The organism is Mucilaginibacter sp. (assembly GCF_041088075.1).
Lineage (GTDB): Bacteria > Bacteroidota > Bacteroidia > Sphingobacteriales > Sphingobacteriaceae > Mucilaginibacter_A.
In genome coordinates this window covers 45,665-57,962 of the sequence record NZ_JBGCVY010000056.1, presented here as the reverse complement: position 1 = coordinate 57,962, position 12,298 = coordinate 45,665, and the positions used below count along the sequence as shown (strand labels likewise).

Below are 12,298 nucleotides of genomic sequence, written 5' to 3'. Positions count from 1 at the left end.
TGCCAAACCAATGTTGGCGGTAGGCGTTTTTATCCGAACATCAAGTTAACACGTTTTCCAAGTCCAAACTCAAAAATCCTATAAAGTGTCGAAAGTTGGATATCACATTTGCCATTTTCAAGTCTTGAAATGTAACTTTTCTTTGTTCCAACTTTTTCAGCCAATTGTTCTTGTGTCATATTGGCTTCTTTGCGGGCTTCTTTCAACAGTTCACTAATGACAAAATATTGTGCTTTTTCTTCAAATTCGTCTCGTTTTTGCGTGCCTATTTTCCCGTATTTTATGTCCAATAATTCGTCAAAATTTTTGACATTTTTAATATTTTCTTTGTTCATTACTTTTTCTTTTTTAAGTTAAAATATTCGTCTTTCAGTTTTAAAGCCAGGTCTATTTCATTCTTTGGTGTTTTTTGGGATTTCTTTTGAAAGCCGTTAAACAAAACCACTAAATTCCCTTTGTCAAAACAGCAAAATAGGTTGTGATTCTAAATGTATGATGGGATAAAATAGCAGCGGGGCTGCCGGGGTTTGTTGGTTGTGAAATCAAACAAAACAGTTGGCTGCCCCCGCTGCCATAGTGGAAAGGTAGTAAAAAACGGCAAGAAAAAGACAGGCGTGCAAAATATACTTTGCAAGTCCTGCGGGCTTCAGTTCCAGGAAGAATACCTTTACTGGGGCGCAGGCCATAGGAACAAGGGCTTGCTGAAGCGGATGCTTTTAAGGGGCAGTGGCGTAAGGGACTGTGCCGTAGTGCTTGGCATTAGTGTAAACTGTGTGCCCAGGAGTATTTTAAGCATGGGCAAGGCATCTGTAGTTAGGCCAAAAAAAGCCGCTTATCACATAATACAGATCGACGAACAGTGGCCATATGTGGGCAACAAGCAAAAGAAAGTGTGGCTGCTGTATGCCATTTGCGAACAAAGCGGTGAAATCCTGGCGGCAAGCTGGGGCAAACGGGACAAGCGGAACATAAAAGAACTGTTAAAAAAGCTCCAGGGGCTGGAAATCAACTTTTATTGTACAGACCAATGGAAAGCGTTTGCCGAAGTGCTGCCAAAAGAAAAACACATCATAGGCAAAAAACACACAAAAAAAATAGAAGGCATCAATACCTGGTTCAGGACAAGGTTGAGAAGGCTGGCAAGAAGGACAGTATGCTTCTCAAAAAAACTGCTTTACCACTATTCAATTATGAAAACCGCTATCTATGAACGTAATATAAGAACATCATACATTTAGAAACACAACCGAAAAATATTCTGTAAATGTTGCTTTCAAATTCAATCCTTATTTCATAAAGTCCGTCAGTCCCTGTCATATGACCAAGGAATTTTTTCGGGACATTTTGAACAGTCCTTAAATTTTTAAAAACATATTCAATCTTCTCTTGAGCTTTTTCCGGTTGCTATAAATAGAAGTCCGTAAAGTAGTGTTCGTAAAAGATAATTTGTCTTTGCTTGTTCACTTTACAAAGTTAACTCAAAAGTTATCAAAAGACAAATTTTTCGATAGAATTATAAGCGAGATTTAGGCGACGTTTACCGCTAACGGCGGGGACTTGGCGAAGAACTGGAATTTGAAACCCGTAAGCCCAAACCAAAGTTAAATTTATAATTAAATGTTGATGCTTCTTTTATCGGCTAAATTTTATTCCGTCCGCCGAAACTGAAGTAAAATAGCAAAAAAAAGTTGAATCAATTCCGTCAGCCAGTTTTTTGCCAAACCCATGTTGTGTGTAGTTTTATTTCTTTGAATTGCCTACTCTGTCGTAGTTTTTTTGATCTATGTCAACTGTAATAATATTTGAATATATAACATTGTTGTTATGATCAAACCTTATTCTAAAGGGAACGCGGATAGGTCCAATCTCATTATGGTCAAGCCGTATCGAAAGTGCAGTTTTAATTTTCAATTTTTGTGTCCAATATGAATTGCCACAATCTGAATTGATAGGTAGTTGAAATTGTTGCCAAATGCTATCTTTTAAAATTTCTGTAGAGAATCCTGTTATAGTAGCATCGGCCCGTCCAATTGATGTAGTTGTATCAGTGCCGTTAACTAAATAACAATGTAAATAGGTGTTACCGTTCGAGGCTGTCTTAATTAAATATTTCTTGGTTAGCACAATCAAAGTCAAATGTTTTTCAGTAACCTGACTAAGAATAGGTTTTGACAAATTTGATTTTGTTATAGTAGCGTCGTCAACCCAAGCTTGAGCCCAATTGTAACCAACACTAAAAGATGAAGTCAAAATAAAAATTAAAATGACAAATATGGAAAGTTTATGCTTCATGTTCGGTAAATTACACACAACGGAAAAGGCTTGGCGAAGGCGGGGGGGATTTCGGCATTACAGCTCAATAGAATTACAAATGCTTAATTAACTCAAGTTGTTAGTTAGGTATTATTTTGTCAAGGGTAAAAGCAAACACGAACAAGGTGATTTTCAGCAGCCAGCCTTTGAAAGTTACCGCATGAAGTTTTGGTAGTGTAAACTGAACTGTGTCAGTGTTATTTTTCAGTTGTTGTTGAGGTGCATTTTGATTCTGTCTTCAAACATAATAAAAAGTTGAGATAAGGTGAGGTTCCAGTTGTGGAGTGGCATGGCCCATTTTTCGGAGATATTCTGTACGATCAGGTATACCAGTTTCAAAAGGGCGTTGTCTGAGGTAAAAGCACCTTTAGTTTTGGTTACTTTTCTGACCTGGCGGTGAAAGCCTTCTACCGAATTAGTGGTGTAAATTACTTTTCTGATATGGGCATCGAACTTAAAGAAGGTGGACAGGTTTTCCCAGTTGTTGTACCAGGAGTTAACCGGAACGGGATATTTTTTGCCCCATTTTTCGTCCAGCATTATCAAGTTTTCATAGCCCTGTTCTTTGGTCAGGGCTTGATAGACCGGTTTCAGATCGGCCATAAATGCTTTCTTGTCTTTTTCCGTGATGTAGCGCAGGCTGTTCCGGATTTGGTGGACTACGCAGGTCTGCACCTCGGTTTTCGGGAAGATGGCAGCGATGGCCTCGGGAAACCCTTTCAGCCCGTCCACGCAAGCGATCAACATGTCCTGCACCCCACGGTTTTTCAGGTCGGTCAAAACAGCGGGCCAGAACTTCGCGCCTTCGCTCTCAGAAAGGTACATGCCCAGCAGGTCTTTCTTGCCATCTAAAGAGACGCCCAGGATATTGTAAACTGCACGGGTAACAACGCTGCTTCCTTCCCGCACTTTGTAATGCATACAATCCAAATAAACAAAAGCATAAACAGAATCTAATGAACGGGACCGCCATTCGTTCATCGCGGGAACAACTTTATCCGTAATGGAAGACAGGGTACTGGCAGAGATGTCCATCTGGTACAGCTCCTTGATATGTTTACTGATGTCCCTGGTGCTCAGGCCAAGCCCGTAAAGGCCAATGACTTTTTCCTCCGGTTCTTCAGTGATAACGACCTGCCGCTTGGGAAGCACCAGCGGCTCAAAGCTGCCTGCGCGGTCACGGCCGCTTTCCAGCTCAAATTCCCCAGAAATGCTTTTTATCTTTTTGCTGGCCTTGCCGTTGCGCCGGTTGGCTATCCCGGCCGCTTTTTCTTCCTGCAAATGCGCTTCCAGCTCGCCTTCCAGTGCCGATTCTAAAAAGTGTTTCAATAAGGGCGCAAATATCCCTTTCTCTCCATTCAGCGGCCTGCCCGCATACATACCCTTGATCGCTTCTGCCTTGAAGCGCTCAAAATCAAAACCTTGTTGCTCGTCCATATTTCTGTATCTTAAAGTTAAAAATCATCATTAATCCTTAACTGACACAGTTTATTTTACACTCTCCCCCAATACTTCTTTTACCACCTCTTTTTTATTCGGCACGCATCAAATTAACATTATTGGTTCTGGAAGAAGTAACCGCGATGCCCTGCTTTGCGCCATCCAAAAAAGCAAAACCTTCCAGTTCATCTGCACGGTCGGTTTCAACTACATTCAAAACAACTTCTTTGCCCGTTTCAATGGATTTCTCCAAATCAACAAAAGTAAAACGCCATTTTCTTCCTTCAATTTGGTTTTGAACCAGCACCAGCGTGTTTGTGTTTTTCATCCAAAACAAATTTTGCACCCAAGGGCCGCAAGTAAACCTTTTGTACAAAACACCCGGTTCCGAAGTTTTAGCGGCCTTTTTCAACGCTTCCGGATCGTACAATCTTACTTCATTTTTCTTGTTCCCGTAATCCGCCGTCGCCACAAACCATTTGCCTTTGTATTTCACATATTCCGGCCGCGTTCCCTGGATGCAGGTGTCGTCGTCAATTGTGCCTAAGATATTGCCGTCCAGCGTTCCGGTTTTTAACAGCCCCGGCCAGTTTACACAATAAATTACCGCTTTCCAGTGTGTTCCTTCCGGGTTTAAGCGGATGGAATTTCCGATAAAAACCGGGCTTTTACCGTTATAAGCAATGCCGGTTGGATGGTTGATCACATCTTTGCCGTCTACCGTCAGCTTGTATTCTTTATGCTGATAATCCAGGCTGTCGTTTGCCAATTTATATTCTCGGATTATGCCAACCTCGCGGTCGCCGTACAAAAATATTTTTCCGTTTTGATAAGAAATCCCCTGGCAAGCGCCTAAAGAATCAACCGTAAACTCGCGTTTCAGCTTTAAATTGATATGAACAGCCATAAAAGCAGATAAATAAAAGGCAACAGCAAAAAGGGTTATACTAATTTTTTTCATGGATTTATTAAGGGTCAAGCGGCTCATCGGCATTTATTTGCCATGCTTCTTTTACCGGGTAAAATTCCTGGTCGGTATCGCTCAGCCGCTTGCCGGGTTTGTACGGCACATAATGCAGTTCCTTTTCGCAACGCGCAGCCATATTGGTGATGGCAAAACTTTGGCCTTTAGTGGTAGATGTGAGAAAAGGTTTATCAAAAGGGATTTTATGCGCGTCCTGTTCCCAGGCTTTTTGTAAAATCGCTTCCGGCTTTAAATTTCCGTACAAACCATACTTCCCCGAAGGGATCAACTGCTGCTTTACCAGCAAACCTAAAGCGTTTTCGGGCCGGTATAATTTTGATAAACGGTCAGCAACCAGCCTGATTTCCGCAGCCGTAAACTTTGCTTTTTCGGCAAAGCAAATACTGTTTTTACAGGATAAAAGTGATTGGCGCAAACTGTCTGTTTCGGCGGAAGCAAATCTTGACAGGATAGGATCGCTCTCCAGCATTTTTTTCACCTGCGGGGATTGCCCGAATAAAGTGAGCAAGTAATAGTTTTTGGATTGGACAAATTGTTGTTGGGTTGATAAAGGCAATGGCGCATTGCCAGGCTTTTGGCCAAACGCGGCAAGCCCGGCCAACAAGATGACGATTGATAGAATGCTTTTTTTACCCTGCATATTTTGGTGGTAAAACTATTGGCCGTACATTAATTTAAGGTTAATAACCGGTTATCTAAATGTAAGTTTAATTAGAAAAACAAGAAAGCATAAGCTTTGAAAAGCTTTGGTATATGCTTCTGATTTTCAGTTGAATCAAAATTAACCTCAATAAAAAAAGCAAATCTGGCAGCCTCCTTTTTATGCTTAAAAGTAACAAGGAATTGATTTTTTGGTAACAATAGGAGCCTTCCTTTGCAGCAAATAAATAGAAGCAATTAGCTAAAACAACACATTTTCTTCAGCAAAAAAATCAAAGCTTTTTATGGAAAAACTCTACATCGTTCTTTTCAAACACGCATTCGGAAAGTATAAACGGGAATTCGTCCTGCTAATTAATTTGTTGCTGATGGTTGCGCCCGCGGTTGTTTTTTCACAATCCGGGAGGATGATCAGCGGCACGGTAACCGACGAAAAAAACCAGCCTTTGCCAGGCGTTTCTGTTTTGGTAATTGGCACTACCAACGGCGTTGCTTCTGATATGAATGGTAAATATTCCATCAATGTTAACAGCAATACCAGTGTGTTAAGGTTTACATCGGTAGGCTTTACCACCAAAGAAATACCTGTCGGAAATCAAAATACCATCAACGTCAGTTTGCTGCCCAACAGCCAGCAATTGAAAGATGTGGTGGTAATTGGTTATGGCACTTCTACCAAACAGGATGTTACGGGTGCCATCACTTCCTTAAAATCCGAAGACTTTAACCAAGGCGTTTTGACTACGCCTGCCGAACTGTTGCAGGGAAAAGTGCCCGGCCTAAACGTTACCAAAAGCGGCGACCCGAACCAGGCACTATCCGTAATTTTAAGAGGGCCATCAACGATACGGACCAGCGCGCAGGAACCTTTTTATGTGATAGACGGCGTGCCGGGCACTTCCATAGATTTGCTGGCACCGGCCGATATTGAAAGTATTGATGTGCTAAAAGATGCATCATCAACTGCTATTTATGGTTCGCGGGCGGCCAATGGCGTGATCATTATCACCACCAAAAGGGCAAAGCTTGGGCAAACCAGGCTGGCTTACAGCAGCTATGCAGCGGTTGACGAGGTTTAAAAAAAATTGATATGTTGAGCGGCGATAAACTGCGCCAGTATTTAAAAAACAATAACCAGAGACCGTTGGCAAACCCGATAGACGACGACGGATCAAACACCAACTGGCAAAACCTGGTCGAGCGTCGTGGTTTTTCTAAAAACCATAATTTGTCATGCGGCGGCGCCTCCAAAAACGCTGAGTATGGGGCCAGCGTTAATTATTTTAAAAACAACGGTATCTTAAAACGGACGGCGTTGGAACGTGGGAAGGCTGGCGGCGGAACGATTTGATCCGCTTCGGGCAGTTTGAGGTAGAATATCCGTTGCCGAACGATGTGCTATCAATGAATAAAGACGTGAACCGGAGATTGTATCCCGTTCCTTCAACAGAATTAAAAACAAACCCTAACTTGGTCCAAAACCCCGGCTATTAATTTAATCACTCTTCACCTCAGCAATTATGAAAATATTTTCAGGCGTTGTGTTTTCCCTGATGCTTCTTTTACCCAGTAAAAATCAGCAGGACAACCAAATCAGGATCAATCAGATACAAGTGATCGGTTCGCACAACAGTTATAAAAAAGCAATTGACCCGGCTTTGTTTAAGTTTTTTGCAAGCCGTGATTCTGCCTCGGCCAGTAAAATTGATTATGAACATATCAGTTTTGCCGACCAGTTGAATATGGGTTTGTGCAACTTGGAAATTGATGTTTATGCCGATGAAAAAGGCGGCAAATACGCGCATCCGAAAGGTTTGGAAATGGTGAAAAACCAGGCACCGTATGACCCGAAAGGCGTGATGGAGAAACCGGGTTTTAAAGTGCTGCACATTCCCGATCTTGATTTTCGCAGCCAGGGTTTAACACTTGCAGATTGTCTCAATCAATTAAAAGTTTGGTCGGATGCGCACCCAAACCATCATCCGGTTTTTATCACTTTGGAAGCAAAAGATGAAGCCATCAAACTGCCTGGTTTTACCGTTCCCGAAAAATTTACCACCCAAACTTTTGATGAACTGGACGAAAGCTTAACCAAAAACCTCGGCAAACAAAATATCCTCACGCCTGATGAAGTCCGTGGAAAATTTAATACGTTAAACGAAGCAGTTACGCACAACGGTTGGCCAACGCTTGACCAGGCAAAAGGAAAGTTTTTGTTTGTTTTAGACGATAAAAAGGGCAAACGCGCGATGTATATCAGTAATCATCCATCTTTAAAAGGCCGTATTTTATTTGCCGATGCCGATGCCGGAACACCGGAAGCGGCGATGATGATCCGAAACGACCCAAAAGACCCGGAAATAAAAGAGCTGGTTAAAAAAGGATACATCCTCCGCACGCGTGCCGATGCCGATACGCAGCAGGCACGCAAAAACGATAAAAGCGATTTTATAACAGCTTGTAATTCCGGCGCACAAATCATCACCACGGATTATTATTTAAAAAGCATGCACTTTAAATCCGATTATGTGGTGAGTTTTCCGGGCGGTAAATATTTTCGTATCAATCCCACATTTAACAATAAAACCATTACTGCATCTGGCCAAAAAAGCAGGTAAAGTTTCATCACTTATCATTTTTATAACCCTTTTAACTATTCTCGTTAAAAACAGTATGGAGTGCTTTATTTATCGGATGTTTTTTTGTTTCCCCAGTTAGCGCACAAAAAAACAGGCATCTTTGGCACCCGGCCTATCTAATGACACCCCAAGTATCGTAAAATTTTTATCCTGATATTTATGGTATGCTTTTACCACATGGGGGTTTCAGTACGACAGGGGCCACACCATGATGCCCAGAAATCAACCAAAACATATTTTCCTCTAAAATCTTTTAGGCTCACGGGCTTACCATTCACATCGTTTTGGGTAAAGTCCGGTGCTATGGCTCCCACTGATGTTAGCTTGGCTGCAGCTACTATTTTATTAAATTTCAACCCTACCTCCGAGTTTTGCTGCTCTGGCAACAGCGAGGCAAATAAAGGAGCGATTGTATTATAATCAACAAATGGCCCTGCTAGCTCTGTTAGGGCACGCAAACTATAAAGTGAATTTAGGTTCTCTTTAATAAACCGCAGCTGGATCAATTTTTTTGCTTATTGATTTTGGCAGCCATGGCACGGATCTCGGCGATGTAATTGGGGTCTTCTTGCTGATAGGCGGGCATAGAGCCAAATTCAGCGTTTAGCACTTTTAATGAAGCATCCGGAACGGCTAATGCTTTGTAATATTTAATAGAATCGGCATTTTGGGCACATACGACGAAAGGCAACAGTATTAACAATGCGATGAATAGCTTTTTCATTTTAATTTTTTTTAAGATTGAACTTGTTTAAACTTTTTTTCTGGCCCTCTTTTTTAGAGGTTGATGCTTCTTTTACCCTATAAAAATTGGTGCCTGTATCGGCCTAAACAAATCAAAAACCGGGCAACACCAATTTTTATAGGGTAAAAGAAGCATTGTATAAAGCACAAAAGAATAAGTTTAAACAAGTTCATTAACTATTTAATAGCTTCCGGCATTAACACAAAACGGATCCGGTTTTTACCATTAAAATAAATGGTTGCGGCCTTTTTGATATCCTCCGGCGTAATTGATTCTATTATAGTTGGGTAGTTGCTGATATCGGCTGGATTCTCATTATACTGACTTTGTTTTTTTAAATAAGCCAACCAAAAACTATTGCTGTTTTGATTTCCTTTAACAGCCGATATCATCTCGGTTTTCAAAGCTTTCAAATCTATTTGTAAAGGACCATCTCCTTCTATTTTTCTGATTTCGTCTGTTAAAGACTTGGTAAGCGATTCAGTTTTTGACGGATTGCATGCAAACTCAAGCGTAGCGGTGAAATAAGGCTTATTGCCTCTGTTTAAACTGATATCAATGCACAGGCCGTACAGATCAGGATCTTCGGTTTTTAATCTGGAGGTAAGGCGCTTATTTAACTCGTTCTGCAAAATATCTACAACATACTCTGCCTTTTTAGTATAAGTTGTAAACCCGGAATATAATAGTTCAACATGTGCACGGGTGTCTGTACCCTTGTAAAATACTTTTTCGATTTTACCTGTGGGTGGATAGATAACGGCATCCTTAGCCGTTTTGTGTTTGGAGGTGGCGGGTAAACTGGCTAAATATTTCTCCAGTAAGGGCTTGATGGTTTGCGGATCAAACTGACCTACAAAAATGGCCGTAAAGGTAGACGCATCAGCAAAAAGTTGTTTAAATATCTGTAAGCTCCTATCCTGATTAATCGCTTTTAATGTTTGGACTGGTGTTTGTAGATAGCGGGTATTGAAATTGTTTTCGATCAATGCTATGGTGTCCCTGAAAAAGCTATTAGCAGTTTCTACCGGGGGTTTATAGTTATCAATCGTCTCTTTTATATTAGCCTCAAATCGTGCTTTATCAATTTGGGGCGATGTGATGTAGGCATAATTGAGTTCGAGCGCGGTAGCCAAATCAGCGGTTGATGACCGGTTATTAAAAACAGAATAAGTTTTTACAACAACCGGGTTAATACTCACCTTCCTACCGGTTAAATATTTTTGCAGCGCTTTTTGATCCAATTTGCCTGCCCCAGCCATTTTAACCACCTGTGGGGCATTGAAGGCTGAACTATAATCAGCATTACTGTATTCAGATGTGCCCATGGGCGATAATACAGCAAAATAAACCACACCCGGTTCAGTGTCTGTTGGCTTCAATAATACTTTCATGCCATTACTTAAAGTTAATGTAGTAATATTTAGCACAGTGTCTTTAATCTCCGTTTTAATTTTACCGGCAATAGGTTCCGGAACTATATTTTGCGCCTTATTTAAAAACGGCAATAACCAAAGTATGCCAATAGCGATCTGTTTTTTCATGTTAATTTTGAATAATTTCTTTGTTGATTTTACTTGTTGGCACTTGCCTTTAGCCCGCATTGTAGCCATTTTAAATAAGCAGTTTCATCTGGTGTATAACCAACCGGATGGTTCATTAATTTTTCGTCGGTATTGAGTATGACATATAATGGCTGTGTAACCTGGCCAAAATTCACGGCCTCGAAGGTTGCCCATTTATCACCATTGGTAATGATTTCTTTTTCGCCATGCGCACCTTTGAAAGTAAATTGAAGGGATTGCGGAAGTACTTTCCGGTCGTCCACGTAAAGTGATACCAAAATAAAATGGTCTTTGATAGTAGCAGCTATTTCAGGCCTGGGCCAAACGTTTTCTTCCATTTTGCGGCAATTGACACAGGCCCAGCCGGTAAAATCTATGAGTAACGGTTTGTGCTGTGCCTTAGCTATTTTTAGGGCTCTATCATAATCATTGATAACTTGCGCAGTAACCTGATCCGTTCCTGCAGATCGTTTGTAAATACTATAAGATGATGGCGGCGGAAAACCACTTAAAAACTTCAAATCGGCATATGATGTATTGGTTACCCCGGGTATTAAATAAAACACCACTAACAGCAAAACGATCCCGGTAATTAATCTTCCTTTACCGATAGTTGCTTTTTTATTATCATGCGGCAAGTGAATAATCCCGAAAAGATATAACGCTGCTGCCAGAGCGATGAGCGCCCATAAGCCGATGAAGATTTCACGTTTCAACAGGCCCCAATGCGCTACTAAGTCGGCATTACTTAAAAATTTGAAAGCCATGGCTAATTCTACAAAGGCCAATACTTTTTTAACGGTATCCAGCCAACCGCCACTTTTGGGCAACTTTTGCATCCAGCCAGGAAACATGGCAAACAGCGCAAATGGAAGGGCTAATGCCAAACCAAAGCCTGCCATTCCTGCGGTCAGCATCCAAGCTCCTGCCCCTGACGATAATGAACTTACCAGCAATGTGCCCAAGATAGGCCCTGTACAGGAGAACGATACCAACGCCAAAGTAAGCGCCATAAAAAAGATACCGCTGATACTACCCAAGCTACTTTTTGAATCGGCAGCATTACCTAACCAAGACGGCAGAGTGATCTCAAACAAACCAAAAAAAGAAAGCGCGAAAGCTACGAATAGGAAAAAGAACACGAGGTTAACCCAGATATTGGTGGAAAACACATTAAATATTTCAGGGTCAAGTTTGGTAAGTAAATGAAATGGTAAGCTGGCTAAAGTGTAAATCAAAAAGATAAAGAACCCGTAGAGTATACCATTTAAAACACCCCGGTTTTTAGAAGCAGATTGCGCCGTAAAAAACGATACGGTAAGCGGTATCATGGGAAACACGCAAGGTGTTAGCAAAGCCAGTAAACCGCCTGCTATACTTAAGAAGAATATCCCTAACATGCCGTTTTCCCCGCTTTGTGTGCCACCACAGTCTGCAACCGGACGAAGCAGGTTAACAGAGCTTAATTTTATATTAGACGCTTTAAAATCAGCTTTTCCACCTTGCAGTTGTACAATCTTGCTTTCTTTGATGGGTTGAAATTCTTTACCATTTGATGCAAATCCAGTTAATATAATTTTTAACGTTGCCGGTACGGAATTTTGGAAACTAATGGACTGAATCAGTACTATTTTACCTGTAAAAACAGATAATTTTTTTGCGAATAATGTATCGTTAATTTTTTTTGCTAAACGGGTACATTGCATTTTTCCTGCCTGTAAACCTTCATGGTTATACGCTAAATTTATGTTTGTTAAACCGGCCTCTTTATCATCATCTGCATAAACCTGCCAACCGGTTCCAATGGTCATATTAATCTTAACCAGATATTTACTAGCCGTAACCCGTTCTGCCTTAGCTGACCATTGTACCGGCGTTTGAGCTGAGACACCGGAAAAGCCAAGCAAAAGGATTCCCGTTATCGCTAAAAAGCAATTCATATACTTCATAA

14 protein-coding genes and 2 pseudogenes are annotated in these 12,298 nt (G+C 41.1%); 5 read left to right on the top strand and 11 right to left on the bottom strand.

What is annotated here, in order from left to right; all coding sequences use genetic code 11:
* Positions 1–29: 29 nt before the first annotated feature.
* Together V5804_RS13555 and V5804_RS13550 are read right to left on the bottom strand one after the other, a co-directional pair.
* The gene (locus tag V5804_RS13555) at positions 30–335 is read right to left on the bottom strand and encodes a helix-turn-helix domain-containing protein (RefSeq protein WP_369591935.1); all 306 of its coding nucleotides are present in this window, start codon (positions 333–335) and stop codon (positions 30–32) included.
* Positions 335–460: pseudogene (locus tag V5804_RS13550) on the bottom strand (type II toxin-antitoxin system RelE/ParE family toxin); the annotation flags it as partial. The pseudogene V5804_RS13550 and the gene V5804_RS13555, both read right to left, overlap by 1 nt.
* Positions 461–536: 76 nt before the next feature.
* On the opposite strand from V5804_RS13550, the gene V5804_RS13545 reads away from it, so the two are divergent.
* A complete protein-coding gene (locus V5804_RS13545; RefSeq protein ID WP_369591934.1) occupies positions 537–1,238 on the top strand; it encodes an IS1 family transposase in 702 nt (233 codons plus the stop codon).
* Here the strand turns inward: V5804_RS13545 and V5804_RS13540 are convergent.
* From V5804_RS13540 to V5804_RS13520, 5 genes and pseudogenes are all read right to left on the bottom strand, one after another.
* Positions 1,201–1,389 (bottom strand): annotated as a pseudogene (locus V5804_RS13540) (hypothetical protein); the annotation flags it as partial. The gene V5804_RS13545 and the pseudogene V5804_RS13540 overlap by 38 nt on opposite strands.
* A gap of 351 nt (positions 1,390–1,740) precedes the next feature.
* Positions 1,741–2,292, bottom strand: coding sequence for a hypothetical protein (locus V5804_RS13535; protein WP_369591933.1), 552 nt, complete (start codon positions 2,290–2,292; stop codon positions 1,741–1,743).
* A 225-nt stretch (positions 2,293–2,517) separates the two neighbouring features.
* Positions 2,518–3,750, bottom strand: a complete 1,233-nt coding sequence (locus tag V5804_RS13530; RefSeq protein WP_369591932.1) for an IS256 family transposase — start codon at positions 3,748–3,750, stop codon at positions 2,518–2,520.
* A 94-nt stretch (positions 3,751–3,844) separates the two neighbouring features.
* Positions 3,845–4,714 carry a hypothetical protein gene (locus V5804_RS13525; protein WP_369591931.1) on the bottom strand — a complete coding sequence of 290 codons (870 nt, stop codon included), beginning with the start codon at positions 4,712–4,714 and terminating at the stop codon, positions 3,845–3,847.
* 7 nt (positions 4,715–4,721) lie between these two features.
* Entirely contained in the window at positions 4,722–5,378 is a 657-nt protein-coding gene (locus V5804_RS13520) for a hypothetical protein (RefSeq protein WP_369591930.1), read from the bottom strand.
* A gap of 304 nt (positions 5,379–5,682) precedes the next feature.
* Here V5804_RS13520 and V5804_RS13515 point away from each other — a divergent pair, with 304 nt between their 5' ends.
* Genes V5804_RS13515 through V5804_RS13500 form a run of 4 tightly spaced genes read left to right on the top strand, consistent with a single transcriptional unit; the run spans position 5,683 to position 8,016 of the window.
* A complete protein-coding gene (locus tag V5804_RS13515; RefSeq protein WP_369591929.1) occupies positions 5,683–6,477 on the top strand; it encodes a carboxypeptidase-like regulatory domain-containing protein in 795 nt (264 codons plus the stop codon).
* A gap of 11 nt (positions 6,478–6,488) precedes the next feature.
* Positions 6,489–6,749, top strand: coding sequence for a hypothetical protein (locus V5804_RS13510; RefSeq protein ID WP_369591928.1), 261 nt, complete (start codon positions 6,489–6,491; stop codon positions 6,747–6,749).
* Complete coding sequence (locus V5804_RS13505; protein ID WP_369591927.1) at positions 6,746–6,892, top strand: RagB/SusD family nutrient uptake outer membrane protein; 147 nt, start codon at positions 6,746–6,748, stop codon at positions 6,890–6,892. The genes V5804_RS13510 and V5804_RS13505 overlap by 4 nt, the downstream gene beginning before the upstream one ends.
* A gap of 26 nt (positions 6,893–6,918) precedes the next feature.
* Positions 6,919–8,016, top strand: coding sequence for a phosphatidylinositol-specific phospholipase C1-like protein (locus tag V5804_RS13500; protein WP_369591926.1), 1,098 nt, complete (start codon positions 6,919–6,921; stop codon positions 8,014–8,016).
* A 191-nt stretch (positions 8,017–8,207) separates the two neighbouring features.
* Here V5804_RS13500 and V5804_RS13495 read toward each other — a convergent pair whose 3' ends face one another.
* From V5804_RS13495 to V5804_RS13480, 4 genes are all read right to left on the bottom strand, one after another.
* On the bottom strand, positions 8,208–8,543 hold the full coding sequence (locus V5804_RS13495) for a TlpA family protein disulfide reductase (RefSeq protein WP_369591925.1): 336 nt from the start codon (positions 8,541–8,543) through the stop codon (positions 8,208–8,210).
* On the bottom strand, positions 8,540–8,761 hold the full coding sequence (locus tag V5804_RS13490) for a hypothetical protein (RefSeq protein WP_369591924.1): 222 nt from the start codon (positions 8,759–8,761) through the stop codon (positions 8,540–8,542). The genes V5804_RS13495 and V5804_RS13490 overlap by 4 nt, the downstream gene beginning before the upstream one ends.
* Before the next feature lie 197 nt (positions 8,762–8,958).
* Positions 8,959–10,326 (bottom strand): M16 family metallopeptidase, encoded by a 1,368-nt coding sequence (locus V5804_RS13485; RefSeq protein WP_369591923.1) that lies wholly within the window; start codon positions 10,324–10,326, stop codon positions 8,959–8,961.
* Positions 10,327–10,355: 29 nt separating this feature from the next.
* A complete protein-coding gene (locus V5804_RS13480) occupies positions 10,356–12,296 on the bottom strand; it encodes a protein-disulfide reductase DsbD family protein (RefSeq protein ID WP_369591922.1) in 1,941 nt (646 codons plus the stop codon).
* Positions 12,297–12,298: the final 2 nt, after the last annotated feature.